This is a genomic window from Rhodanobacter sp. DHB23, from assembly GCF_014842975.1.
Lineage (GTDB): Bacteria > Pseudomonadota > Gammaproteobacteria > Xanthomonadales > Rhodanobacteraceae > Rhodanobacter_A.
In genome coordinates, this window is sequence record NZ_JACYXK010000020.1 from 25,475 (window position 1) to 51,495 (window position 26,021).

Here is a 26,021-nt window from a genome sequence, read left to right on the forward strand (position 1 = left end):
TGAAAAGGCGCGCTGCGGCATGGCGGCGGAAAAACCTGCGGGGGAAGGTGTGTTGTACCCGCGGGCAACCCGTCTAGTGGCTTTTCGGCGCCGGCCCCGCCGCCGCGTTTGGCGGCGCCTTGGCGAGAAGTTCACGCATGTGGCTGATCTGCCATTGCATGCCCGGATTCGGATCGTTGGCAAAATGGTCGAGGAAATACCGATAGGTGCCGTCCAGGCCGGCACGCGGCTGCGTTTCCTGGATGGTTGCCCGCATCACCCACCCCGCCGGGCTGCCGGGGTATTTGCGGATGATGCGGTCGGTGATGTCCCAGGCCTTGTCCCACTCGTGCGTCTGGTTGGTGTAGAGACTCCCCAGCAGCATGAGCACATCGATGTCGTCGGAGTTCATCGCCAGTGCGCGCTCGAGATCCTTTTCGGCGTTCTGGCTGTCCCCGCGCGACAGGTAGACGGTGCCGCGCAGCTGGTAGTTGTCGGGGTTCATGGGATTCCCGGCGATGAGGCGATTGGCGTCGTCGAGCGCCATCCGGGATTCGCCCACGCGGGCAAGGTTGCTGTCCCGCCTCCGGCGCGTGCCCTGCGCATCCGGCAGGAAGCGCAGTCGCTCCGACAGATAGACCACCGCGAGTTCCGCGTGTCCGTGCTCGCTGGCGGTGTTGCCGGCGTAGCCAAGCAAGGCCGTGCTGCTGACGTTGTCGAATACCTTGGGATACATCGACCAATCGACCGACGAGCGGCAATTGCACACGTCATATTCGTAGGCCGGCCCGGCGGAGAGCAGGATCGCCAGCAGCGGGTTTTCCTTTACGGACACCTGCGCCTGCCGGGCCACGCGATCCATGGCCGCCAGCGAACCGCCCCAGCGGGGCTCCGCCGCGTTGCTCAGCATGCCGTAAATGGCATAGTCGTCGGGCGCCACCGGGAGGCCACTCCGCGCGGCACGATCGACGTAGGCGGCCCCAAAGCTCATCGCACCGACATGGATCATCGCGACGTAGGTCGGCGTGACCTTGGGATCCAAGGCCATGGCGCGCTGCAGATCGGTATCCGCCCGCGCCAGCAGGCGATCCATCGCGTCGATGTTGCTTTGCGGCGTCTCGCTTATGTAGGCGCCGCCGCGCGCTTTCGAGGCCATGGCCACATACGCCCAACCGCTTGCCGCAAAGGCAAACGCGCTGTTGGGCGACGCCCGCTTCCATGCATCCAGGGTTTCGCGGACACCGAGCGAACCCTCGTTGAACGCCTTGAAGTACGTGTAATCCAGCAGGCCATGCGACTCGGGGCGCGTGATCTGCGCCTGAAGCGCCTGCGCAAGCCGGCGATCGAGCTCGGCGGCGCGCCCGTTCTGGATGAGTGCCTGCGCTTCGTCAAACGAGATCGTCTTTTGCAAGTAATAACGGCAATAGGCCTCTACCGTCGCCGGCGACCAGTGACTGCGCGGTGGATCGGGGTAGCTCATGCAGCGTTGCAACGGATCGGCGATGGCCTCGGCGCTGCGAACCTTGGCGAGAAAGGCATGCACTTCGTCGGGAGTGAAGACGGGCCCGGCATGCCTGCGCAGCATGGCGGGGGGCTGGATGCGGGAGCCGGTGGGTTGCGCTTCCTTGGCAGCCGTCGTCAGGAATAGCGGCATCTCGCTGCTGACGAACCAGCCGAATGCGCCGAGGCCTGCGATGCCCACCAGGGCCAGTGCAACGATCAGTGCGGTGCGTCCATGCGTCGACATGATTTCGCCGCTCCCCCAAGGCACGAAAGACAGGACAGTAGCACCGCGTTGCGAGGGTTGTCAGTGCTGTGCGTCGACTGCGCAGCCTGCGTAGCGGCATGTTTCGATCATGCGGGTAACGCCGGACGAAGGCCGGGCGAATACCCCGGAAGCAGCCGTCGTTGGCGCACCCTGTGCCAGCCAGGCCCACCGCTATTTCGATTGTTCCGGAGCACCTGATGCCAGAGTCACCGACACCCAAAAAACGACCGCACCACCTGGGGGCCTGGGTACTGATCGCCGCCGTTCCCGCGGCTTGTGCACTGGCCTTCGGCTACGTCGGCGGCTGGCTCGCGCCGCAGCGGCTCACGCCGAAGCGCCTTGTCGACCAGTTCGAGGCCAACGCCGGCGTGCATCCCGGCTACCGGCGCAACCACGCCAAGGGCGTGTGCGTCGCCGGCTATTTCCAGAGCAGCGGCCAGGCCGCGCCGTATTCGATGGCACAGGTGTTCGCGCCGGGGCAACGCACGCCGGTGGTGGGCCGCTTCGCGATCCCGGGCAGCAACCCGTATGCGCCGGACAGCAGCGTGCCGATCCGCAGCATGGCGCTGCGTTTCACCCAGACGAACGGGCAGCAATGGCGCACCGGCATGAACAGCATGCCGGTGTTCCCGGTGGCTACGCCGCAGGCGTTCTACGAACAGTTGCAGGCGCAGCAGCCCGACCCGGCCACCGGCAAACCCGATCCGAAGAAAGTGGCGGCGTTCTTCGCCGCACATCCGGAAACGGCCGCCTTCCGTGCCTGGGCGAAGACCGCGAAGCCCTCGGCCAGCTTCGCCACCGAGAGCTACTGGAGCCTCGATGCCTTCGTGTTCACGGGGCCGGATGGCCAGCGTCATGCGGTGCGCTGGCGCATGGTGCCGCAGTCCGCGGATGACGATGGCGCCGCACCGACGGATGCCGATTACCTTGCCACCGATCTGCGCCAGCGTCTTTCCCATGGCCCGCTGCGCTGGAAGCTGGTGGTGACGCTGGCCAACCCGGGCGATCCCACCGACGACGCCACCAGGGCATGGCCGACCGATCGCCCGACCGTCGACGCCGGCACGCTGGTGGTCGAAAGCGAGCAGGCGCAGGACAGCGGCCCCTGCCGCGACATCAACTACGACCCGACCGTGCTGCCGAACGGCATCGCGCCGTCCGACGACCCGCTGCTGCCGGCGCGCTCGGCCGCCTATGCCGACTCCTACCTGCGCCGCACCAGCGAGGAGGCGCACCTGCCGGGTACCGCGTCCATGCCTGCGAAGGCGCAGCCGGAGGCCCGGCAATGAAGGACACGACCGGTCTGTTCGCGCTGCCCGCCCGCGTGCTGCACTGGCTGATGGCGGCGATGATCCTGGCGATGCTGTTCATCGGCGTCGGCATGGTGGCCTCGGTATCCGAACGCCACGCGTGGCTGCTGCGCATCCACAAGCCGCTGGGCATCGCGATTCTGCTGCTTGCGGTGGTGCGTCTCGCCGTGCGCCTGCACTATCCGCCACCACCGTTGCCGGCGGATCTCCCCATGCCGCAGAAGCTGGCTGCGCACGCCTCGCACTGGCTGCTCTATGCACTGATGATCGCGATGCCGCTGGTGGGCTGGGCAATGCTCTCGGCCGGCGGCTATCCGGTGATGCTCGGCGACTCGCTGCGCCTGCCGGCGATCTTCCCGGCGAACCCGATCGCCTTCGCCGTCCTGCGCCACCTGCATACCTGGCTGGCGATGCTGCTGTTCCTCACCGTCCTCGCGCATATGGCGGCGGCGCTGTACCACGGGCTGATCCGGCGCGACGGGGTGCTGGCGAGCATGGTGGGGAGAAGGCGCGGGGCGTGACGCGCCATGCGCGGCGAACCCTGCGACGCGAACAGTCTCAACGAGGGCAGCCCGGGCTTTGCTCCAGCCATGCCTGTGCCGCCGCAAGCGTCGCATCTCCCTCGGCGCCGGAGGCTGCTGTCGGCACGTCCGGCTGCAGCTTGCCGCCGTACGCCTGCCCCGTGCGATCCACGTCGACGGCGGTCGTCAGGAAGATCATGCTGCCGTCGGGCAGGCCGAAACCGGTATTCGCCGTGCTGAGCCCGGCCGTGGGCTGGCCGAACGAGCGCGTGCCGGGTCGCCCGCGGAAGGCCACGGCCACCGCCTCGCCGGAGCTGGCCGTGTGCGGTCCGTACAGCACGGCCACCGCGGCATGCTCCAGTGCCGGTCCAGTCGGCGGCGACGGGTCGCGCGGGCTGGAGGCCGCGAAGGCATCCGTGTGCCCGCCGGCATCGCGGAAGCCGCCGAGCTTCCCGTCGCCAAGCAGGGGGCGCAGCCCCGCCAGCATCGGATACATGTTGCCGCCGGTATCGCCGCGCAGGTCGACGATCCAGCCGCAACGCACCCGGGGCGCCAGCTTGCCGATCGCGTCCACCATGGTGCCCGCGAAGGCATGGCGCGCGTCCATGCCGCGGTAGCCCGGCATCTCGATGTAGCCGATGCCGCCCGGCCGCAGTTCGACGGTGGAAGGCGATGTCGCCCCGCCCTGGGTGCGTTCCTGGCGGGCATCCGATGGCTCCATCAGGAAGCTGTGGTGGTCGCCCAGCCATGTCAGCAGGAGACGGATGGCCGGATGGGCATCCGCCGGGGTTTGCGCGTCCTTGACCATCGCACGCAGCGCGGGCGTCAGCCGTTCCCAGTCGACGTCCCGCGCATGCAGGGCGCGTGCGCGCACGATGCGGATGGCGGCATCGAGCACGGCCTCCGGCGCCACCGCGGCAGCGCCGGATTTGCCCGCGGCCACGAGCCGGAGATGCCGGGCGACGACTTCGCCGTCGCCCGCCAGGGTCACGCCGAGCAGCACGTGCGCGGCCGTCGCCGGCACGTCGATGCGCACCTCGCGATGCGCGCCCGACACCGTGCCGAGCACGGGCATCCACTGGGAGTTGGCGAAGGCGATCCGCTTGCCGGCCGCGTCGTCCGCCCGCAGCCATAGCGCCGCTCCGCGCGCCACTTCGCTGGTATCGAGATCGGCGGAAAGCACCAGCGTCTGGCCGCGGTACACCGCGGCGTCCAGCGTGGCCAGCGCGCCGCCGAACTTCGCGGGACCGGCGTCGTGCCCCGCCAGCGTCACCGTCGCGCCGAAGCCGCCGGTCACGTCGCCCGAGCCGTCCACCGCGTAGTGCTGGCGGTCGTTGTTGATCACCCTCCATGCCTGGGGCGCGTGCCCGGCGCCCTTGGCGGCAAATGCCAGGATGCAGCCCAGGGCGCATGCGGCGGCGAATGATCGGTTCATGGCATCCCTGCGTGTCATCCGGAAAGAGCGGAAGCTACGCCACGCGGGCACGGGCGGGCAATCCGCCCGCACCCCGATGGAACCCGTGCGCCGGCCCGCGCGGGGAATGCCCGGAGCGGCACGAGCTCAATGGCACCCCTGCGGCGGCTGCAGCTTCGCGTGGAACAGCACGTCGTAGGCCAGCGTGCCCATCACGGCGTAGCCGCGATCGTTCGGATGCAGGCCGGCGTCGCCGGCGCAGACGGTGGCCATGCCCACCGGCAGCGGGGACTGCTTCGCAACCAACGGCGGCGGCGTGTACGTGCCGGCCACGGCGTCGGCGAAATCAACCACGCCGTCGAACGCGCCCGAACTGCGTATCCACTGGTTGAGCTGCAGCCGCACGGCCTCCCGTTGCGGGCTGTACCAGCCCGGGAAGCCGGCGAACGGCGTGACCGTGCCGGCGTAGATGTGCAGATGATGCTGGTGGGCGACGTCGGCCAGCATGCGCATGCCGGCGATCAGGTCGCCGGCCGACGCGCCGTCCGGATAACCGGCGGCGTCGATGCCGCGGTTGATGTCGTTGGCGCCGAACAGCACCACCACGTCGGTGACGCCGGAGCGGTCGATCACGTCGCGCAGGAAGCGCTTCAGGCCGGCGCTGCCGGCGCCGGGCGCGCCGATCTGGTCGGTGGTGAGTTCGTCAGCGCTGATGCCGGCGTTCACCACGGCCGCCGCGTCGCCGTTGCGCTGGGCCAGGCCGGCCAGCACCGCCGGCCAGGTCTTGCCGGGCGCGCTGGCAAGGGCGCCGTCGGTGATCGAGTCACCGAACGCGACGATGCCGCGGGTGCCCGCCGGCGCCGCGACCTCGACGCCGGCCAGCAGGTGGATGTGATCGCCCCGCGTGCGCAGCCATGCCCTTGCAACCGGCTGTTGCGCCAGCGACGGCTGTTGCGTGGCATCGCCGTCGACCGCGTACGTGGTATGCGCCCGTTCCAGCGGGTGGGCATCGGCAAGCTGAGCCGGTCCGTCGAAGTACAGGCTGACGACCACGTTCGACAACGCCGGCACCTGCAGTTCGACCGGGTCGCTGACGGCCTCGCTGCCGGGCGCGATGGTGATGGAGGCCTTGCCGCCGTCGAAGCGCAGCGGCCGGTCGCTGCCCGGCGCGATCGCCGACCGGTCGCCGGCATGGCCGGCGCCCAGCGCGATGCGCGCGACGCTCACGGTGAGCGGCTCGCGGCCGTAGTAGTTCGACAAGCGGATGCGCACGCGTTCGCCGCCGGCGCTGACGTCCACGCTCTGGCGCAAGGTCAGGTGAGCGACCGTGGGCGCGCGCTCGACCGGCTGCCCCCAGGCATCCGGCGCCGGCTTGCCGTCGCTGCCGATGACCGACTCGTATTGCGAGGTCATCGCCTGTCCCCAGGTGGCGACCCATGCCGGCGCCGCCGGCTTCGCGGCGGCGCCGGCCGGGAGCGGCAGCCAGGCCGCGAGCAAGGCCGCCAGCGTCGCGGTACACGGAAAACGGACAGTGCGATATGCGCGTGTCATGCATGCCTCCCTGGGAGATGGCAGGGTCGCCAAGCCGGATCGTTCGGCAGCGCGCGGCGGCTGTCAATGCGACGGATGGGCCCACCGCGAGCCGCCGCCCGGCGTGCTGCAGGGCGCGCCGGCGCAGCAGCCGGAATATCCCGCGTGCACGAATTGACGCACTCCGGGCAGCGGCGGAGACTGGCGGGCCGGGGATCCGGGAGTGGCCGTCACGCGTCATAGCGGGGGAGGCTGCCATGCGTACGACCGAGTCGATTTGCCGATACACGATTGCCACCGCGATGCTGCTCGCCGCGGGCGGGTTGCAGGCTGCGGACAGGAAGATGCCGACGGACGCCGAGCTGATCGCGAGCGCGATGAGCGCGGCGCCGGCGGGCATCGCGAAGCACGCCACGATCGTCGTGCCGGGTGCAGGCGGCACGATGCGCACGCTGCGCAAGGGAACGAACGGTTTCACCTGCATGCCGGACAACCCGGCCACGCCGGGGCCGGACCCGATGTGCGCGGACAGGAACGCGTGGGCATGGCTCGGTGCGTACATGGCGCACCAGCCGCCGCCGCCCGGCGTCGGCCTGGCGTACATGCTGCAAGGCGGCGTCGACGCCAGCAACACCGACCCGTTCGCCACGAAGCCCGCCGCCGGCCGGCACTGGGTACGCACCGGCCCGCACCTGATGATCTTCGGCGCGGACGCGGCGTTCTACGACCGGTATCCGAAGGACGCCACGCCGGATACGGCGGTGCCCTACGTGATGTGGCCCGGCACGCCGTACCAGCACCTGATGACGCCCGTGCACTGAGCCGGCGCGGCTCCGGCGGGGCGCCTGCATAGATGTCCGAAAACGGCGAGTCGCATCGACTCGCCGGTGCTAGCCTGACGGCATGAACGAACTCCATGCCGGCACCCTGCCCGACCCGCGCAGCTGCGAACAGGCGCGCCTGAGCCGCGACGCGCGCTTCGACGGGCTGTTCTTCACCGCCGTGCGCAGCACCGGCATCTATTGCCGGCCGGTGTGCCCCGCGCCCGCGCCGAAGCGGGAGAACGTGCGCTACTACGCCAGCGCGGCGGCGGCGGAAGCGGCCGGTTTCCGGCCCTGCCTGCGCTGCCGGCCGGAGCTGTCGCCGGGCAACGACGTGTGGCAGCGCGGCGACCACGTGGTGGCGCGTGCGCTGAAGCTGATCGAGCACGGGGCGCTGGACGAAGGCTCGCTGGAGCAGCTCGCCGCGCGCGTCAACGTGGGTGCGCGGCAATTGCGCCGGCTGTTCACCGAACGGCTGGGCGCGCCGCCGCTGAGCGTGCACACCACGCGGCGCCTGCTGTTCGCGAAGCAGCTGCTGACCGAGACGGCGATGCCGGTGACCGAGGTCGCGCTGGCGTCGGGCTTCCGCAGCCTGCGCCGCTTCAACGCCGCGTTCGCGCAGGCGAACCACATCGCGCCGCGCGAACTGCGCCGCCAGCCGCGCGCGGCGAAGAACGACGCGCTGACGCTGCGGCTGGCGTACCGCCCGCCGTTCGATTTCGCCTCGCTGCTCGACTTCCTGCGCGGCCGCGCGCTGCCCGGCATCGAGCAGGTGGACGGGACGAGTTATGCGCGCGTGTTCGGCCCGGCCGACGCGCCGGGCTGGTTGCGCGTTTCGGCGTGGCCGGGCGGCGAGCATGCGCTGAAACTGGAACTGCATTGCCCGCAGCCGGTGCGGATGCAGGGCGTGGTGTCGCGCGTGCGTCGCCTGTTCGACCTGGATGCCGACCCGCGCGCGATCGCCGACGCGTTGCGCGGCGAGGCCACGCTGCGCACGCTGCTGCGCAAGCGCCCGGGGCTGCGCCTGCCGGGCAGCTGGGACGGTTTCGAGGTCGCGGTGCGCGCGATCCTCGGCCAGCAGGTGAGCGTGGCGGCGGCACGCACGCTGGCGTCGCGCCTCGTGCAACACCACGGTGTGGTTTTGGAGCAAGCGCCGTTGCCCGGGCTGGATCGCCTGTTCCCCACGCCCGAAACATTGGCGGATGCCGACCTGCGCGCACTCGGCGTGACCACGGCGCGTGCCGAAACGATACGCGGCGTGGCGCGCGCCCTGCTCGACGGCCGCGTGGATTTCCGCGCGGAGCAGCCGCTGGAGGAATTCGTGGCGCGCTGGGTCGCGCTGCCCGGCATCGGCGAATGGACGGCGCACTACATGGCGATGCGCGCACTGAGCCATCCCGATGCCTTCCCCGCCGCCGACCTGATCCTGCGCCGCGCTGCCGCGGGCGACGGCGATGCACTCAGTACCAGGGCGCTGACCGCGCTCGCCGAGGCCTGGCGGCCGTGGCGCGCCTATGCCGTGATCCATCTATGGCGCGCCAGCAGCGACGCCGCGCCGACACCACGCACGAAACGCAAGGGAGCCAATCCATGAAAACGCAGGAAACCATCTGGTACGACGAACTGCCCACGCCCATCGGCCTGCTGCGCCTGCTCGCCGATGCCCAGGGCCTGCGCGAAGTGTGGTTCGAGAGCGGGAAGCATCCGAAGTCGCTCGATCCGCGGTGGGTGCGCGATGCAGGCAAGCTCGCCTTCGCCCGCGTGCAGCTGGAGGAATATTTCGCTGGCGAGCGACAGGCGTTCGCGCTGCCGCTGCACCCCGTAGGCACGCCGTTCCAGCTCGCGGTGTGGCACGAGCTGGCGAACATCCCCTACGGCGCCACGATCAGCTACGGCGAAATGGCGCGGCGCATCCAGCAGCCGCAGGCAGTGCGCGCGGTGGGTGCCGCGAACGGCCGCAACCCGCTGCCCATCGTGCTGCCCTGCCACCGCGTGATCGGTGCGGACGGCAGCCTCACCGGTTTCGGCGGCGGGTTGCCGGTGAAGCAGTTCCTGCTGTCGATGGAGGCGCGGGTCACCGGCGGTGACCTGTTCGCTTCGGCGTAATGCACCGGTGGACCTCTGATTTGCTCGTCATCCCAGCGAGGCGCTTCTCAACAGCCGAAGGCTGGTCAAGCTGGGATCCAGTGCCTGTAATCCCTTGAATGCAAAAGTGCTGGATTCCGGCTTTCGCACACTGCTGTCCGGAAATTTCGCAAGTGATCTTCTCCCCTCCCTCTTCGGCCTGATTGGCATCGAGTCTCAGCTTGTGAACTGATTTGCTCCTCCCCCTGCTTGCAGGGGGAGGTTGGGAGGGGGTGAAACCCTGCGAAAGACGCTCATGGATGGCTTTCGCAAGAGCCTGACCCCACCCCAGCCCTCCCCTGCATGCAGGGGAGGGAGACAGGACATGGCACGACTGAGACTCGACGCTGATCAAGTCCCTTCGGGAGCGGGGCTGGGGGTGAGGGTTCGGATTTGCCTCGACGTCTCGCTCCGCCCGGACCCTCTCCCGCCTGCCGGCACCCTCTCCCGAAGGGAGAGGGACTCACCCGTGCGGGTTCTCGCGAATTCAAGTTGCCTGGCTTCGTCGTTCGAGGCGAGAGCCTGCGCTGCCCGGAGTCCGCGAACCGGGGCACCGGATGTTCCCATGGCCTCCCCGAGGTGCGTTGACGCGCCCACCGCTTCATGTATACAGTGTATACATGAAGCGCCTGACCACTGCCGAGAAGATCCTGCGCGCCGCGCACAAGCTGTTCGACCGCGAAGGCGGCGAGGCGGTGACGATGCGCCGTGTGGCCGAGCTGGTCGGCATCACGCCGATGGCGATCTACCGCCATTTCCCGAACCGCGAGGCGTTGCTGAAGCGGATCGCCGACGACAGTTTCCAGTCCGTGGCGGACAGCTGGCAGGAGCACGACGGACGGGCCGGCGTGATCGAGCGCCTGTGCGCCACGCAGATGTTGTACCTGGACTACGCACTGGCCCACCCGCACCTGTTCGACCACGCGTTCTCGGTGCGCCGCGACGACGCCCGGCAATTTCCCGGGGACTTCCGCGCACGTCGCTCGCCCACGCTCAACGTGGTGGCCGACACGCTGGCCGAGGGCATGCGCGAGGGTGTGCTGCGCAAGGACGACCCGTGGGACGTGGCGATGACGTTCTGGGCGCATACGCACGGGCTGATCGCGCTGTATCGCGCAGGCCGCTTCAGCTACGACGAAGAACAGTTCCGCGCGTTCTACCGCGCATCGATAGGGAGGCTGCTCGATGGCATCAGGATCTGATCGTCGCGCGGTGCCGGCCGGTCTGGCGGCGACCGCGTCGTCCGCGCTGTGCTGGTGGTTCGGCAGCGGCGTGCATCCGCTGTGGTGGCTGGCCTGGATCGCACCGCTCCCGGTGCTGTGGCTGGCGCCGCGCGTGCGGGCGCACCGGGCGGCGCTTGCCGCATTCGCGGCCTACGCGCTCGGCGGCTGCAACCAGTGGCATTACCTGCATGGCGTCATCGGCCTGCCGCTGCCCTTCGTCCTGCAGGCCATCGCCGGGCCGGCGCTGGTGTTCATGCTGGTGGCGCTGCTGCATCGCCGGCTGCTGCTCGGCGGCCGCACCATCGCCGCCGCGCTGGCACCGGCCGCGTTGTGGGTGGCGGTCGAATACGCCAGCAGCCAGGTGTCGCCGCACGGCACCTTCGGCAACATCGCCTACAGCCAGATGGATGCGCTGCCGGTGGTCCAGCTCGCCGCGGCCACCGGCCTGTGGGGCGTGAGCTTCCTGCTGCTGTTGCTGCCGGCGGCGCTGGCCACGCTGGCGTGGCCGTCCGCATCACCGCGCCCTGGCCGCGCCGCCGTGCTGGCGGTAGCGCTGGTTCCGCTGGCCGCCACCCTGCTCTACGGCGGGCTGCGCCTGCAGGCGCCGGCGGACACCACGCTGCGCATCGGGCTGGCGTCCATCGAGCAGCCGATACGCCCGGCGCTGGACACTGCCGACGGACAGGCGCTGCAGGCCCGCTACGTGCAGGTCATCGACGCGCTGGCGCAGCAGGGCGCGCGCACCGTGGTGATTCCCGAAACCTCCTTCGCCACTGCCGACGCCACCGTGCCGGCCTTCGCGCAGCTGGCCAACCGGCACGACCTGCTGCTGGATGCCGGCATCGACGCCAGGGGCGATCCGCACGCCGAGCGCAACATGGCGATGGCCTTCCCGCCCGATGGCGCGGCGCCCCAGGTCTACAGCAAGCATCACCTGATCCCCGGCTTCGAGCATCAGTACACGCCGGGCGACAGCTACACGGTGCTGGCCGGCTCGCCGCGCATCGGGCTGGCGATCTGCAAGGACATGGATTTCCACGACACCGGCCGCGCCTACGCGAGGCGCGACACGCAGCTGCTGCTGGTGCCGGCCTGGGATTTCGGCATCGACGGCTGGCTGCACAGCCGCATGGCGATCATGCGCGGCGTGGAGAGCGGCTTCGCCATCGCCCGTGCTGCGCGCGACGGCCGCCTCACGCTCAGCGACGACCGCGGTCGCGTGCTGGCGGAAGCCTCCAGCGAACAGCACGACGCGGCACTGGTGGGCGACCTGCCGCTGCGCACCACGCACACGCTCTATGCGCGCTGGGGCGACTGGTTCGCCTGGCTGGACCTGGCGCTGCTCATCGTGCTGCTGTGCGCGGCGCTGCCGCGTCGACACAGGGACTGAAGGTCGACGCGGAGGCTGGATACGTGTCCCTAAAGCCCGTTCGATAGCTCCACGTGGTTCGCGTGGAGATCGCTGGCAGACGCTCAGGGATGACCCTGCTGCGCATCCGTCGACGCGGCGGCATCGCGCGCCTGGTTGACCAGGTCCTGCTGCCGCGCGTTGTCCCGCTGCTGCTGCGCCTGGTCGGCCTGTTGCTGCTGGCGACGCGCGTCCGAATCCTGCGCCAGCGGCTGCTGCGCCATGCTGGATACGTTCTGGCGCTGTTGCGCCTGCTGCTGGTTCTTCTGCAGCTGGTCGTTGGTCTGCTGCTGTTGGGTTGCCTGCTGGAAGCGTGCGTTTGCCGCCGTGGTCTGGGCCGAGGCAGTACCGGCCACGGCGGACAGGACAGCCAGCGAGCAAAATATGCGTGCGATTGTCATGACTTCTGGGCGATCATGGGAAGACATCCGTATCGTATGCCTTCCGCATGAAATTACTATCCCGCCTGTTGCTGGCCTCGCTGGTCGCGCTCGGCACCGGTTGCGCCACGCAACCCCCGGCCCCCACCGTGCCGGTGCAGGCCGCCGCGGCGAACCGTCCCGCGCCCCTGTTGCTGATCTCCATCGACGCGTTCCGCGCCGACTATATCGATCGCGGTCTCACCCCTACGCTGGCCATGCTGGCGCAAGGCGGCGTGCATGCCGACGCGATGCGTCCCTCGTTCCCCTCGCTGACCTTCCCGAACCATTACACCCTGGTCACCGGCCTGTACCCGGACCACCACGGCATCGTCAACAACACCATGTTCGATCCCGCGCTGGGCAAGTTCTCGCTGGGCGACCGCAAGGCGGCGGGCGACGGCCGCTGGTGGAATGAAGGCACGCCGATCTGGGAGGACGCCGATGCGCACGGCCTGCGCTCCGCCACGATGTTCTGGCCCGGCGCCGAGGCCGACATCCACGGCCGGCACCCGGATTACTGGCTGCCCTACGACGGCAAGGTGACGCCGGACCAGCGCGTGGACCAGGTGCTGGCCTGGCTCGACCTGCCGACGGCGCAGCGGCCGACCTTCCTCACCCTGTACTTCGACCAGGTCGACCATGCCGGCCACGACCACGGCCCGCATTCGCCCGAGGTGGACCAGGCGCTGCGCGACACCGACGCCGCGCTGGCGCGGCTGGTGGCGGGGCTGCGGCAGCGCGGCCTGTTCGACCGCATGAACATCATCGTGGTCGCCGACCACGGCATGGCCAGCGTGCCGCTCGCCAACAGCGTGCTGATCGAAAAGCTGATCCCGCTGGATGAAGTACAGACCGTGAGCCTCGGCATCGTCGCCGGCTTCAACCCGAAGCCGGGCCATGATTTCGCCGCGATAGAACGCACGCTGCAACAGCCGCAGCAGCACATGCGCTGCTGGGACAAGACGCGCATCCCGGCGCGCCTGCACTACGGCAACAACCCGCGCGTGCCGCAACTGGTATGCCTGGCCGACACCGGCTGGCGCATCACCACCGCCGAGCACCTGGCCAAGCACGCGGGCCACATCAGCATCGGCGAACACGGCTACGACAACGCCGACCCGCGCATGGGCGCGCTGTTCATCGCCCATGGCCCGGCGTTCCAGGCCGGCCTGCGCTATCCGGAATTCCCGAACGTGGACGTCTACCCGCTGATGACCCACCTGCTCGGCATCCCCGCCGACAGGAACGACGGCGACTACGACCAGGTGAAGGGCATGCTCAAGAGCGGGGATTAGGGATACGGGATTCGGGAAAGCTAAAGCGCGCGACATGCTGCTGTACCGAATCCCCAATCCCGTATCCCGGCTCCTACCCCATCGCCCCCTTGCTCATCGGCGTCGGCGGCGTAGCCACATTCACCAGCGGCTTGAGCCGGACCAGCCCCAGCGCGATCACCAGCCCAGCCAGCACCAGCGCACCGACGAAGGCGGCCACGCCGTTCCAGCCGTGCGCGGCGTAGAACAGGCCGCCGCTGGCGCCGGCCACGCTGGAACCCATGTAGTAGCAGAACAGGTACATCGACGAGGCCTGTGCCTTCGCCGCACCCGCGCGCCGACCCACCCAGCTGCTGACGATGGAATGGCCGCCGAAGAAACCGAAGGTGATCGCCACGATGCCCAGCGCGATCAGCCACAGCGATGCGGCCAGGGTCAGCAGCACGCCCACCATCATCAGCGCCAGCGCCGTCCACAACACCTTGCGCCGGCCCAGTTTGCCGGCGAGATGGCCCATCCACGCCGAACTGAAGGTGCCGATCAGGTAGATGCCGAAGATCAGCCCCACCACCGCCTGGCTCAGGTTGTACGGCGGCGCGAGCAGGCGGTAGCCGAGGTAGTTGTAGACGGTGACGAAGGCACCCAGCAGCAGGAAGCCTTCGACGAACAGCCACGGCAGGCCGCGGTCACGGAACATGCCGGCGAAGCGCGCCGCGAGCGCACGTGCATCCCACGGCTGGCGCACGAAGCGCCGCGACGGCGGCAACGCGCGCCAGAACGCCAACGCGCAGACCAGGCCGATCACGCCCACCACGGCCACGCCCGTGCGCCAGCCGAAGAAATCCGCGAGCACGCCGGCGACCAGCCGCCCGCCCATGCCGCCCACCGCGCTACCGCTGATGTACAGGCCCATGCCGAGGCCGATCGACTCGACGTGCATTTCCTCGCTGAGGTAGGTCATCGCCACCGCAGGCAACCCACTCAGCGTGAGGCCGAGCAGGGTGCGCACCACCAGCAGCGAAGCCCAGTCCGGCATCGCCGCACTGGCCAGCACCAGCACCGCCGACGACAGCAACGATGCCACCATCACCGGCTTGCGCCCCCACGCGTCGGACAGTCCGCCTGCGAACAGCATCGCGAAGGCCAGCACGCCAGTGGTGAGCGACAGCGACATCGCCGCACCCGCCTCGCTCACGCCGTAGTCGCGGCTGAATTCCGGCATCAGCGGCTGCACGCAGTACAGCAGGCCGAACGTGGCCAGGCCCGCGGCGAACAGCGCGAGGTTGGTGCGGCGGAACGCAGGCGTGCCGTGGCGGATCCAGTCCTGCGGATCCGCAGCTGGCGCATCAGGGAGAGGGAGATCGTGCATCGCCGCCGCATCCTTCCGAACGTAATGCAGCGAGGATAGAACCTCCGCGTGGAACGATCGACGATGCGCGGCGGCACATCGCCGGCACGCGGATCAGCCTGCGTTTCTGTGCGCCTCCAGCATGGGCGTCAGCGACACCGACCATGCGTTGAGGTTGCCGTTGTCCCACTGCTCGATGCGCTGCAGGTATTCGGCCGCCTGCGCCGGCGTGTGCGGATAGTGCGCCACCGGCATGCTGCGGTCGCTGGTGAAATACAGCGTGCGCTGGTCCGGCCCGAGGTGCGGCAGGTAGTCGGTGCTGAAGCCGGGCGCATCGTCGCCCTCGTAACGGATGGCCTGCGGCGTGTCCCAGCCATCGCCCTGGCGGAACACGATGAACAGGTGGTCTTTGCTGTTGCCCGGCAGGCGGTGATCGCTGGCGAACACCATGTACGAACCGTCGGGCGCGATCTCCGGATCCACGTCGTTGTCGCCGTAGTGGCTGAACGGCAACGGCTGTGCTGGCTGGTAGGTGCCGTGCGCATAGTGCGACACGTACAGGCGCTTGCCCTTGCCAGGGTCGATCGACAGGAAGTAGATGCTGCCATCGCGCGTCATGCTGGCCTTCCACACGGCGTCGCTGATGTTGACCGCGTCCGGCAGGCGCCGGGGCTTGCTCCAGCCGTCGTTGCCTTCGCGGTCCACGCGCCACAGGCCTACCTGGTTGTGCGCCGGCGTGCTGTCGATGCGATGGATCGACACATAGATCACGTACCTGCCATCCGGCGAAAACTCCGGCGCAAGATCCGGCCAGGCGCCGGAGAACGATGCCATGACCGGGGCGGACCAATGTCCGTCCACGCGATGCGATTCCATGATGGTGCCGCCGCCGGCGCCGCTGCGGGTGAAGAGCAGCGTGTTGCCGTCGGGGCTGAAGGTCGGCGCCTCGTCGTTGGCAGGACCGGAGACGATGCCCGGCGCGAAGACCTGCGGTGCGGCCAGCGCCGGCGGTGCGGCGGTAGCGGTAGCGGCGGTGGCGGTGTTGAGACCCAGGGCAACCACCAGGGCCAGACAGAGCATGCAGCAGCGTGAACCGGACACGTCGTAACTCCTTATGCGGCAAGTCGAGAACAAGCGATCGGACATCCCACCCACGCGATGCCGCGTCCATCGACCGGACGCGGCGCAGCGTGGGCGTCACGCTAGTTGCACGATCGCCCTGCCGCAGGTGCCGGACGTCACTCCTGGCCGTCGGTGCCGTGCGCCGGCGGCGCCTCCAGCTCCAGCAGCCAGCCCTTGCCGGGCTCCACGGTGATTTCATCGCCCGGCTTGAACGTGGCGGCCGGCTGGAAGCCCTCCACCGCGGGGGCGACCAGGCGGACGCGTGCAGGATTCAGGCCCAGCGCCTTCCAGTTGATTGTGAGCTTCACCTTCGCGGTGGCGGGGGCCCACGAGGCGATGGACACCAGCGTCTTGTCGCCCTTACGCACGTAGCTGGTGGCGAGCACGTCCGGATTGCTGGTCTTCACCGGCGTGTCGTGCACCCACCAGCCGACCATGTCGGCCTGCTCGATGCCGAACGCATCCCACAGCTGCCACAGGCGGCGCGGGTCGCCGCCGGTCCACGGCAGGCGGTTGGTCATGCCGAACACCATGCCGCGCCACGGATTGCCGCCGTTCTGCAGCATCTCGCCCATCAGGCCGTAGGGAATGCCGGAGATCTCGGTGAGCCAGTACTGGGGCGAGGTGTGCTCGTAGTCGAACTCCTCGCCGAACCACAGGCGGTTGATGTACGGGAACAGCTCCATGTAGAGCAGCGCGCTGTTGATGTAGCCGTCGCGCGCGTCGTACTGGCTGGCGGAATGCAGGTCGATCAGCGCATGCGGCCGATGCGCATCCAGCACCTTGCGCACGCGCAGCATGGTGGTGCGGTCGTAGGCCACGTCGTCGAGGTAAAGGCCGTCGATGCCAATGTTGCGCGCCAGCCAGTCCAGCCCCTCGATGTAGAAGTTGTGCCAGCGGCTCTGGCCGGCGTCGACCACCGCCGCGTCGCGGTTCTCCGGCACGTGCCAGGCGGCGATGTAGTTGCCGTCCAGATGTTCCTGCAACCAGGAGAAGCCGCCGCCCTTGCCGGGGCTGACGATCTCGCTGCACGGTCCGGGTGCGGCGTTGCCGTCGTCGCCGAGGCGGCAGCCGGTGAGGCTTTCCAGCATCGGCAGTTCGGGCGCGCGGTCGGTGAGCTCGCGGATGGTGTCGTAGATCTTCACCTCCATGCCGCGTGCATGGGCCGCATCGATGTACGCCTTCATCTTGGCGGGTTCGAGGAACGGATAGTTGATCCACGGATTGATCGGCGTGGCGTGATGGATGTTCACCACGTTGGCACCCTCGGCCTTGATCTGGTCGAGGTCGGCGTACTTGTGGAAATAGCGCTCGGCGAAGTGCTGTGCCGGCTTGATGGTCTTGAACGGGGTCACGCGCAGCACGAGGTCGTAGTGCAGCGTCTGCCCCGCCGCCATCGTGCGCGCGCCGCTGAACGCCTTGACCACGTAGCGCGCGCCGTCGTGCGCGAACGTGATGCCGCCCTGCCCCGCGTTGTCCCAGGACGTCGGCATCAACAGCGGTTGCTGGTGGTAGAAGTTGGTGTTGAGCGGGCGGCGATAGTTCTCGTCGCGCAGGTGGAATTCCAGGCCCGCGTTCACCGCGCCGATCCACGCGCCGTCCTGGTTGTTCTCGACGTTCCATTTCCACGCGAAGCTGTCCGGCGCGGCGGAACCGGTGCGGCCCAGGCCCAGTTCGTACTGCGCCACGTCGTTCCTCAGCGGAATCTCCAGGCGGATGTCGTCGAGCTTCACCGCCTGCGTGGCGGTGAGCGCGATGGCATAGCTGAGCGTGCCATCCATCTCCAGGCTGGCGGTCACTTCACCCTTCAGCGCGCCGGCCTGGCCCGTCACCTGCCAGTGCACCTTGCCGGGGCCATCGACCTGCACGCTGGGCGAACCTGTTGCACGCAAGGCATGCGCGCCGCCGGCGTCCTGTACCAGCAGCTGCATCGGCGCGGCCAGCAGCGCGCGCGGCGCCTTGGCAATACCGGTCATGCGCTCGTCGAAGTAGCTGTCGATCTGCGCCGGCAGGCCGCTGGGTGCGAGTGTCACGGTGCGGCCGAGGATGCCGAGCTTGGCGCCCTGCACGGTCACCGCGGTGAACGGCTTCACCAGGTCGTTGTTCTGCGCCAGCGTGGAGTTGAGCCAGCGCAGGCGCGTGAGCTTGAACGGATCGTCGTCGCCGTGCGCCTTCGCCGTGCCCGCGTCCACGGTGATCGCCAATGGAACCTGCCGCGGTGCGGTGCCGTCCGCACTGACCGTCAGCGTGCCATGGTAGGTGCCGGGCTTCGCATCCTTCGGAATATCCAGCCCCATCCACAGCGGCTGCACGCGGCCTTGCGCCACATCGAGGCGATTGGTGAACGGCTTGCCCGCGTAGTCGGTACCACCGAGGTTGAAGCAGGTGAGCTGCGCCGCCGGGATCGTCGCGCCATCCGGCCCGTGCAGGTCATCGAAGCTCACGCGCACGTCCTGTGCCGCACTGCGCGCGGTCCACAGGCCCACTTGGAAACTCAGGTATTCGCCGCGCAGCGCGTGGTCGGTCAACGCGCTGCCTGCGCCATGTTCGGCCCAACGCTCGGGAACCTGGCTGAACATGCGGATCGGGTGTTCGCGGGTTTCCGGGAACAGCAGCCAGGGCTGATCCGGGTTCGCCGCCAGCAGGTGCTGCAACTCGTCCGGCGTCGCGGTGCGCTCCATGTCGGTGTAGGCGTCGAAATCGTCCACCGCCTCGTAGCCGAGCACGCGCGCCTGCGGCAGCTTCGCCGCATGGCGCGGATCGTCCAGGTTGTTCTTCTTTACCCATGTGGCGTCCGCGGTATCCGCCGGCGTGCGATAGGTCACCGTGGGATAGTTCGAACGACCGCTGCCGATGTAGGGCAGGTAGTAAACCGCATACGTGCCGGCCTGCCTCGCCTCGAACGCCAGCACGCCTTCGGCCTGGTCGATGCGCTCGCGCAGCACGTTGCCCACCACCTGTCCGTCCGGGCCGACCACGAAGGTGGCGACACTTTCGGGATGATGGTCGCGCCGATGCCATGGGATCGTCACCTGCACCGCCGCCGCGGCCTTGTCCACGGCGATGGTGTAGCGATGGTTGCCGTACTGGTCGGCGTTCCAGCGCAGTTGCACGCCGTCCTCGAGCGTCTGCGTCTGCGCCACGGCGGCGCCGATGCCGCCGGCGAGCAAGGTGCAGGCCAGCAGGCCGAGTGTCGCCGGATGGCGCAGGGTTCGTGGGTGGCGCATGGCGGTTCCCATAGCTTGATGATCGAAGCCAGATATGTAACCCGTTGCCTTCCAATACGCAAGAAAACGATTCAAAACGAAATTACATGAAACCATGACTTCGGCACGCGTCGCCCGTCATATCCACATGCCGAGGCTTCATTTTTTTGGACGTCCATTCGTGAACAGACTCGGCTCACCCCATGAGGAAACCGAGGCCACGAATGCGAAGACCTGTCCTGCTGCTGCTCGCCGGCCTGCTGCTCGCCCCGCTCGCCCATGCCGACGACGGCGTGCCGTACATCGAGCTGCGCTACCGCGACAGCACGCTGCACCAGGCCAACCTGGCCGACACCGGCCACGCCCACACCCTGCGCCTGCAACTGGGTTACCTGTGGACGCCGCTGCCCGACTTCTCCGCCTATGCGGAAGGCACCAAGGTGCTTACGCTGTTCGGCCGCCAGTACAACGACACCACCGGCAAGCGCACGCCCTACCCCGCCGAGCCCGATCCGCCGTCGGCCGAAGTGAGCAACGCGTGGGTGGGCTACGCGAACGACACGTTCGGCGTCCGCGCCGGCAGGCAATACCTCAACCTCGACGACCGCCGCTTCTTCAGCGCCAACCTGTGGCGCCAGAACCCGCAGAGCTTCGACGGCATCACCGGCTACGTGCGGCCGGGCAGCGGCACCACGATCGGCTGGGGCTGGATCGGCCAGGTCAACCGCACCGTGGGCGCGGACTTCCCCGACATCGACCAGCGCCGCTGGAAGCTCGACGGCAAGCTGCTGCACGTGGACCAGGCGTTGCCGCTGGGCAACCTGACCGCCTATGCCTACTTCGTGAAGAACCTCACCCAGGCGGCCGACTCCGTGCGCACCGAAGGCCTGCGCTGGATCGGCAACGCGCCCATCGGGCAAACACGGTTGAGCTGGACACTGGAGGGCGCGCACCAGCAGGACTACGCCAACAACCCTGCGCATTTCAGCCTGCCCTACCACCTGGTCGAACTCAGCTACGGCCTGCCGGCAATTTCGGCGCGCGCGGGCGAGGAACTGCTGGGCGGCAACGGTCGCAACGCCTTCAATACCGCCTACGGTTCGGGACACAGCTTCGACGGCTGGGTCGGCGTGTTCTCCATTCCGCCGCACGGCCTGCACGATCGCTATGGCGGCCTGCTCGGCCAACTGCCGTGGCAGGGGCTGAGCTGGCAAGTCACCCAGCACGACTTCCAACCCGCGAGCAGCGACGGCAGGCGCTACGGCAGCGAGACCGATGTCGGCCTGCTCGCCAACCTCGATGCACACCTGAATCTGGAGCTGCAATACGGCGACTACCGCGCCGACAGCTTCACCGTGAACCAGCGCAAGCTGTGGCTGATGGTGGAATACCGCTACGGCAAGCAGCCGAGTTGAGCCTTGGATTCGTCATTCGGGCGGGGGCAGGAATCCAGCGCTGATGACGCCGATCCGCGCCATGCTGCCACTGGATCCCGGCCTGCGCCGGGATGACGAGCGGAAGCAGCATGTTTCACGCGCTGCGGTCGCCACGCAGCGCGCGCACGGCCGCCTCATCGCCCGCTGCATCGCGTCCGCTCACCCAGCCGAACAGTGCGATGCCCACGACAATGGCCAATGCGCCCAGCAGCGCCCAGCCATGCGGCCACGCCTCGCCAAGCACGGCGGCGCCCAGCGCCGTGGTGAACAGCAACTCCGCCGCCTGCATCGCCTCCACCGCGGCCAGCGCGGTGGGCTGCGTGCGCACGCGGTCGGTGGCGGCGAAGAACAGCACGGTGGCGATCACGCCCGAGGACAGGGCCACGCCGCCGGCCAGCCACACCTCGCGCCATCCCGGCAGGCCCACCGTGCACAGCGCGATCGCCGCGATCAGCAACCACAGCGGCCAGCTGCACAACGTCATGCCGAACACGCGCTGCAGGGCATTCACCCGCTGCGCGCTGGTTTCCAGATGCAGCAGCAGCATGCGGTTGCCCAGCGGATAGGCGAACGCGGAAAGCACCACCGCACCCGCCGCCAGCCAGTCGCCGGCACTCAAATGGCCGTGCGCATGCCCCCATTGCAGCGCGAACACGCCGGCCACGATCAGCGCGCCGATCGCCAGCGTGGGCCACGCCAGCCGCCGGCGCGCATCGCGATAGATCAGCGGCGCCAGCAGCGGCCCGGCCAGCACCGTGGTCTGGAAGCTGCCCGCCACCAGCCACGCCGGCCCGCTGCCGGCGGCCCAGGTCAGCGGTACACCGAACAGCACGAAGCCCACGCTGCTCCACACCAGCCACGCGCGCGGATGCGCGCGCAGCTCGCGCGGCAACTCGCCCAGCCCGCCGCGCCACGGCAGCGCCAAGGCCAGCAGCGGCAAGGTGATCAGGTAGCGCAGGATCACCGCCCACGCCCAATGCCCGCCGCCCGTTACCAGGCTGCGGTTGAGCACATAGGTCATCGTGAAGAACAGCGCCGCGCACAGCGCCAGTCCCACGGCGGCGAAGGCGTTGCGGCGCATCGGCAGGTCGGTGGCATCCAACAGGGTCATCTACTCCGCGAAGTATCCGCATCCAGCAACGAGCGCAGGCTTCCGGCATAGGCAGCCCCGGCAAGCACGTACGTATCCCGATGCGTGCCGCCCGCCACCGTCGTGAATGTCACGTTCGGAAGTCCCATCGTTGCACTCCGTGCAGGCGCATAGGGCGTCACCGCATCGGCGGTCCCCTGGAACACCGATACGGGCACGGATGGAATCTGCCCCAAAAGCGCTGCGGCGGAATAGTCCCGCTGCCCCAGCAACCCGCGCACGGGAAGCACCTGCCAGCCGATCAACGCCGGATGCCGGCGGATCCAGGCCCGGACGACACTGGCCAGGTCAGCTCCCAGCCCATCGACAAGCACGCCCCTGGGCTTGAACCTCGTGGCTTCCACCAGCGCCATGGTCGCGCCCAGCGACCGGCCGACGAAGACGCTGCGGTCCATCCCGCAGCGGGTCGCGCTGCCCACCCGCGATACCGCCAGCGCCACCTGGTCGGGCAGGAGCGCGACATGGGCATGCCCCTTCGCCCCATCCTGGCCGGGGTACGAAATGGCGTAGACATCGGCCCCGCCGCGCCGTATCAGGGGGAACAGCGTTCTCTCGTAGCGGCCGATGCCGCCATGCTGCCCCGGAAAGAAGAACGCGCATGCCTGCCCGGCGTGGCCGTACCTGCGCACCACGACGGTGGCCCCGGCCGAAACGGCAATCTCGAAGCGCTGGTCCTCATGCGTGCGGTCGCTGGATTGCGCCGTGAATATCAGCCGGTCGAGGTTCCAGCGCAGCAGCGCGGCAGGCAGGGCGAAATACAGGACAACGACAACCGCGGCCAAGGTCCACAGGATGTTCCCGGGCCGCGGAAACATCCTTCGCCCACCCTCCCGGCAGTGCTGCACGGCAGCCTTCAACTGGCGGCCACCGGCAACCTCAGCCGCACCTCCAGCCCGCCGTCCCCGGCATTGCGCGCGAGGATTTCGCCGCCATGCGCCCTGGCCACGCGCTGCGCGATGGCGAGGCCGAGGCCGTGGCCTTCGGCGCGTGCGGCGTTGCTGCCGCGGAAAAACGGCCGGAACAACGAGCCCAGCTCGGCCTCGGGCACGCCGGGGCCCTGGTCGCGCACCAGGCATTCGGCCTGCCCGCCGGCGGCCTGCACCGAAACCTCCACCCGGCTTCCCTCGGGGCTGTACTTGATGGCGTTGGAGATCAGGTTGCCCAGCGCGCGCTCCAGCAGCACGGGGGTGCCGACCACGTCGATCGGCCCGCCGGCGGCATGCCGCCACTGCAGGTCGATGCGGCGCGCATCCGCTTCCAGCGCCGCCTGTCGCACGCCGTCGTGGGCGAGCTCGGCGAAGTCCAGCCGCTCGCGCTCCATGCCCGGCAGGCCGCCTTCCATGCGCGACAGCGCCAGCATGTCGCCGGTCATGCGGTCGAGCCGGGCGATCTCCTGTTCGGCCTGGCGGAAGTAGCGTTCCGCCGCCACGGGATCGGCGCTGCGCTGGGCCAGGTCGATGATCAGCTGCAGGCGCGCCAGCGGCGAGCGCAGTTCGTGCGAAAGATCCTGCAGCACGCGGCGGTCGTGCGTGACCAGCGCCTCGATGCGTTCGGCCATGGCGTCGAAATCGCCGGCGAGCTGGGCCAGCTCGTCATGCGCCGCACCGCCGGGATGGTCCACGCGCGCGGACAGCTCGCCCGCGGCCATGCGCTGCGCCGCCGCGCGCAGCGCCTGCACCGGCTTGGCCACGCTGCGCGCCACCCACCAGCCCACCAGGCCGATGAACAGCAGCGACAGCGCGCATTGCACGGCCAGCAGGATCCGTTCGCGCGCCTGCGGCGGCAGCCGCGTGCGCGTGCGGCTGATCGCCACCAGCTGCCGCTGCCGGCCGTCCGCGCCGACCACGGGCTCCACCGCCACGTACATGAGCAGGCCACGCCATGGCCGCAGCACCAGGCTGCGGTTGGTCGCCAGCATGCCGGGCAGCGAGGCGAGGATCGACGGCGGCAACCAGACCGGTCGCAACGGCTGCCCGTCCTGGAACAGCGTGGCCTCGACGCCCTCGTGCCGTTGCTGGCTGCTCCAGTCCGCCAGTCCGGCGGGACCGCCCTGGTCGTAGGCCTGTTCGGCCGATTGCGCCAACGCGGCCCAGTCGATCTCCACCGCGGTGGTGTATTCCACGAAGCGCCGGGTGAGGAAACCGCCCAGCACCAGCACCAGCAGGTTCACCGCGCAGAACCACAGCAGCAGCCGCCAGTACAGCGAACTCTTGAACGGGTTCATGGCGCGCCCGCCACCAGCACGTAGCCGGCACCGCGCACGGAATCGATGCGCGGCGATTGCGCGGAAGCTTCGGCCAGCTTGTGGCGCAGGCGGCTCACGTGCACGTCGATGCTGCGGTCGTAGCGCTCCAGTTCGCGGCCCAGCGCGAGGCGGGTGAGCACGGCCTTGTCCACCAGCTCGCCCGCGTGCTGCACCAGCGCCAGCAACAGCTGGAACTCGGCGCCGGTGAGCGACAGCTCCTGCTCGCCAAGCAGGGCACGGCGCTCGCCGGGCAGCAGCTTCAGCGCGCCGAGCTGCAACTCGGCCGGGGCGGCCGCCGCCGGCGCCTGGCGCCGCAATTGCGCACGCACCCGGGCCAGCAGTTCGCGCGGCAGGCAGGGCTTGGAAAGGTAATCGTCCGCGCCCAGCTCCAGCCCCACCACGCGATCCACCGGCTCGCCGCGCGCGGAAAGCATGATCACCGGCAGGCGGTGCTTCATGCGCAGCTCGCGCAGCGTCTCCAGGCCGTCGCGGCCCGGCATCATCACGTCGAGTATCAGCAGGTCGGGCCGCTGCGCCGCGTTGTGCAGCCGCGCCAGCGCCTCCTCGCCGTCATGGGCAAGGTCCACGGCGAAGCCTTCGCGCTGCAGGTACTCGGACAGCAGGTTGCAGAGTTCGCGGTCGTCGTCGGCGATCAGGATGCGGGTCATGGCGCTATTTAGCGGGGCGGCGGCGGGCGGCGGCAAGGGCTTTACCCATCTTTACGCTCCCGCAAAGAACATACACGCCGGATTGTCGTCCAATAGCCACACGTTCCATTCCCCCAACGCAAGAGGCGACACTCCATGCGCAAGAACCTCATTCTCGGCCTGGCCCTCAGCTCGGCACTGGCCATCGGCAGCTTCGCCGTCGCGGCGCAGGGCGCTCCCGGCCCGGGCGGCCCCGGCGGCTGGGGTCACCATGGCGGCCACCACGGCATGATGGCGCTGCACGGGCTCAACCTGACCGATGCCCAGAAGGCCAGCATCAAGCAGATCATGAAGAGCAGCTTCGCGCAGAACAAGGGCCAGTTCCAGGCGCTGCGCCAGCAGAAGCAGGCCTTCGAGGCGATGACCCCCACCGATCCGGGCTACCAGTCCGCCGCCGCCGCGCTGGCCCAGGCCGAAGGCGCCGCCACCACCGCCCGCGTGCAGCAGATGGCCAACGTCCGCGCGCAGATCTACAACGTGCTGACCCCGGCGCAGCAATCGCAGCTGGCCGCGCAGAAGGCGAAGGCACAGGCCCGCCGCCAGCAGTGGCAGCAGTTCCGCGCCCAGCAGAAGGCCGCCGGCAACGGCCAGTAAGGAACGTCTGCGCAGAACCTCCTCCCTCTGCGCAACGTAAAGCCGCGTCGGTTGTCGCCGACGCGGCTTTTTTTGCGAGGCAAGCGGATCGACGCCAGATGCAAAGGCCGGGGCGCCGCAACGCCCCGGCCTCATGCATCCCCGGGCTCAGCGATAACGCCAGTAGCCACCGACCCAGGCGTGGCCGTAGCCCCAGTAGCCCGGCACCCAGACGCGGGCGGGGCGCGGCGGCGCGACCATCACGCAACCGGTGAGCATGGTGCCGACGCCAAGCAGGGCGGCGGCGAGCAGACAGACGGACATGAAACGGCGCATGGCAACACTCCTCCTCGGGGGTATGTGCTGCTGAAAACGTCGTGCGCCAAACCGCGCTGACGACGACGGCCGCGCGGATTCAGTCCTGCCTTATCGACCTGACT

Annotated in this window: 22 protein-coding genes; 10 read left to right on the forward strand and 12 right to left on the reverse strand. The window is 69.2% G+C overall.

Annotated features, from left to right (window positions below):
* Nucleotides 1–73: 73 nt before the first annotated feature.
* Complete coding sequence (locus tag IHE47_RS03290) at nt 74–1,726, reverse strand: DUF4034 domain-containing protein (RefSeq protein WP_192104216.1); 1,653 nt, start codon at nt 1,724–1,726, stop codon at nt 74–76.
* A gap of 218 nt (nt 1,727–1,944) precedes the next feature.
* On the opposite strand from IHE47_RS03290, the gene IHE47_RS03295 reads away from it, so the two are divergent.
* Together IHE47_RS03295 and IHE47_RS03300 are read left to right on the forward strand one after the other, a co-directional pair.
* Nucleotides 1,945–3,036: a catalase family peroxidase gene (locus IHE47_RS03295; protein WP_192104219.1), complete on the forward strand. Its 1,092-nt coding sequence runs from the start codon at nt 1,945–1,947 to the stop codon at nt 3,034–3,036.
* The gene (locus IHE47_RS03300; protein WP_192104221.1) at nt 3,033–3,578 is read left to right on the forward strand and encodes a cytochrome b; all 546 of its coding nucleotides are present in this window, start codon (nt 3,033–3,035) and stop codon (nt 3,576–3,578) included. The genes IHE47_RS03295 and IHE47_RS03300 overlap by 4 nt, the downstream gene beginning before the upstream one ends.
* 37 nt (nt 3,579–3,615) lie before the next feature.
* Here IHE47_RS03300 and IHE47_RS03305 read toward each other — a convergent pair whose 3' ends face one another.
* Both IHE47_RS03305 and IHE47_RS03310 read right to left on the reverse strand, forming a co-directional pair.
* Entirely contained in the window at nt 3,616–5,013 is a 1,398-nt protein-coding gene (locus IHE47_RS03305) for a S41 family peptidase (protein ID WP_192104223.1), read from the reverse strand.
* A gap of 126 nt (nt 5,014–5,139) precedes the next feature.
* On the reverse strand, nt 5,140–6,543 hold the full coding sequence (locus tag IHE47_RS03310) for a GDSL-type esterase/lipase family protein (RefSeq protein ID WP_192104225.1): 1,404 nt from the start codon (nt 6,541–6,543) through the stop codon (nt 5,140–5,142).
* Nucleotides 6,544–6,779: 236 nt separating this feature from the next.
* On the opposite strand from IHE47_RS03310, the gene IHE47_RS03315 reads away from it, so the two are divergent.
* From IHE47_RS03315 to IHE47_RS03335, 5 genes are all read left to right on the forward strand, one after another.
* Nucleotides 6,780–7,343: a hypothetical protein gene (locus IHE47_RS03315; protein WP_225561594.1), complete on the forward strand. Its 564-nt coding sequence runs from the start codon at nt 6,780–6,782 to the stop codon at nt 7,341–7,343.
* Between the two features lie 82 nt (nt 7,344–7,425).
* A complete protein-coding gene (locus IHE47_RS03320; RefSeq protein WP_192104227.1) occupies nt 7,426–8,937 on the forward strand; it encodes a DNA-3-methyladenine glycosylase 2 in 1,512 nt (503 codons plus the stop codon).
* The gene (locus tag IHE47_RS03325) at nt 8,934–9,449 is read left to right on the forward strand and encodes a methylated-DNA--[protein]-cysteine S-methyltransferase (RefSeq protein ID WP_192104229.1); all 516 of its coding nucleotides are present in this window, start codon (nt 8,934–8,936) and stop codon (nt 9,447–9,449) included. The genes IHE47_RS03320 and IHE47_RS03325 overlap by 4 nt, the downstream gene beginning before the upstream one ends.
* 638 nt (nt 9,450–10,087) lie before the next feature.
* Nucleotides 10,088–10,669, forward strand: a complete 582-nt coding sequence (locus IHE47_RS03330) for a TetR/AcrR family transcriptional regulator (protein ID WP_192104231.1) — start codon at nt 10,088–10,090, stop codon at nt 10,667–10,669.
* Nucleotides 10,653–12,080, forward strand: a complete 1,428-nt coding sequence (locus IHE47_RS03335) for a nitrilase-related carbon-nitrogen hydrolase (RefSeq protein WP_192104233.1) — start codon at nt 10,653–10,655, stop codon at nt 12,078–12,080. The genes IHE47_RS03330 and IHE47_RS03335 overlap by 17 nt, the downstream gene beginning before the upstream one ends.
* A gap of 83 nt (nt 12,081–12,163) precedes the next feature.
* On the opposite strand, the gene IHE47_RS03340 is transcribed toward IHE47_RS03335, so the two are convergent.
* Complete coding sequence (locus IHE47_RS03340) at nt 12,164–12,499, reverse strand: hypothetical protein (protein WP_192104235.1); 336 nt, start codon at nt 12,497–12,499, stop codon at nt 12,164–12,166.
* Nucleotides 12,500–12,546: 47 nt separating this feature from the next.
* On the opposite strand from IHE47_RS03340, the gene IHE47_RS03345 reads away from it, so the two are divergent.
* A complete protein-coding gene (locus tag IHE47_RS03345) occupies nt 12,547–13,815 on the forward strand; it encodes an ectonucleotide pyrophosphatase/phosphodiesterase (RefSeq protein WP_192104237.1) in 1,269 nt (422 codons plus the stop codon).
* Between the two features lie 73 nt (nt 13,816–13,888).
* Here the strand turns inward: IHE47_RS03345 and IHE47_RS03350 are convergent, their stop codons facing one another.
* The 3 genes from IHE47_RS03350 to IHE47_RS03360 form a co-directional block, all read right to left on the reverse strand.
* Nucleotides 13,889–15,163: an MFS transporter gene (locus tag IHE47_RS03350; protein WP_192104239.1), complete on the reverse strand. Its 1,275-nt coding sequence runs from the start codon at nt 15,161–15,163 to the stop codon at nt 13,889–13,891.
* A gap of 93 nt (nt 15,164–15,256) precedes the next feature.
* Nucleotides 15,257–16,243: a PD40 domain-containing protein gene (locus tag IHE47_RS03355; RefSeq protein WP_192104241.1), complete on the reverse strand. Its 987-nt coding sequence runs from the start codon at nt 16,241–16,243 to the stop codon at nt 15,257–15,259.
* Nucleotides 16,244–16,380: 137 nt separating this feature from the next.
* On the reverse strand, nt 16,381–19,491 hold the full coding sequence (locus IHE47_RS03360; RefSeq protein ID WP_192104243.1) for a glycoside hydrolase domain-containing protein: 3,111 nt from the start codon (nt 19,489–19,491) through the stop codon (nt 16,381–16,383).
* A gap of 203 nt (nt 19,492–19,694) precedes the next feature.
* On the opposite strand from IHE47_RS03360, the gene IHE47_RS03365 reads away from it, so the two are divergent.
* Nucleotides 19,695–20,885 (forward strand): alginate export family protein, encoded by a 1,191-nt coding sequence (locus IHE47_RS03365; RefSeq protein WP_192104245.1) that lies wholly within the window; start codon nt 19,695–19,697, stop codon nt 20,883–20,885.
* Between the two features lie 115 nt (nt 20,886–21,000).
* Here IHE47_RS03365 and IHE47_RS03370 read toward each other — a convergent pair whose 3' ends face one another.
* The 4 genes from IHE47_RS03370 to IHE47_RS03385 are packed head-to-tail and all read right to left on the reverse strand — an operon-like array spanning nt 21,001 to nt 24,969.
* On the reverse strand, nt 21,001–22,017 hold the full coding sequence (locus IHE47_RS03370; protein ID WP_225561595.1) for a multidrug resistance efflux transporter family protein: 1,017 nt from the start codon (nt 22,015–22,017) through the stop codon (nt 21,001–21,003).
* Entirely contained in the window at nt 22,014–22,871 is an 858-nt protein-coding gene (locus tag IHE47_RS03375; RefSeq protein WP_192104247.1) for a hypothetical protein, read from the reverse strand. The genes IHE47_RS03370 and IHE47_RS03375 overlap by 4 nt, the downstream gene beginning before the upstream one ends.
* 38 nt (nt 22,872–22,909) lie before the next feature.
* Nucleotides 22,910–24,280: a HAMP domain-containing sensor histidine kinase gene (locus tag IHE47_RS03380; protein WP_192104249.1), complete on the reverse strand. Its 1,371-nt coding sequence runs from the start codon at nt 24,278–24,280 to the stop codon at nt 22,910–22,912.
* Complete coding sequence (locus tag IHE47_RS03385) at nt 24,277–24,969, reverse strand: response regulator transcription factor (RefSeq protein WP_192104251.1); 693 nt, start codon at nt 24,967–24,969, stop codon at nt 24,277–24,279. The genes IHE47_RS03380 and IHE47_RS03385 overlap by 4 nt, the downstream gene beginning before the upstream one ends.
* A 135-nt stretch (nt 24,970–25,104) precedes the next feature.
* Between IHE47_RS03385 and IHE47_RS03390 the strand changes: the two genes are divergently transcribed.
* A complete protein-coding gene (locus tag IHE47_RS03390; RefSeq protein ID WP_192104253.1) occupies nt 25,105–25,602 on the forward strand; it encodes a Spy/CpxP family protein refolding chaperone in 498 nt (165 codons plus the stop codon).
* A 147-nt stretch (nt 25,603–25,749) separates the two neighbouring features.
* Here the strand turns inward: IHE47_RS03390 and IHE47_RS03395 are convergent, their stop codons facing one another.
* On the reverse strand, nt 25,750–25,917 hold the full coding sequence (locus IHE47_RS03395) for a hypothetical protein (RefSeq protein ID WP_192104255.1): 168 nt from the start codon (nt 25,915–25,917) through the stop codon (nt 25,750–25,752).
* Between the last annotated feature and the right edge of the window lie 104 nt (nt 25,918–26,021).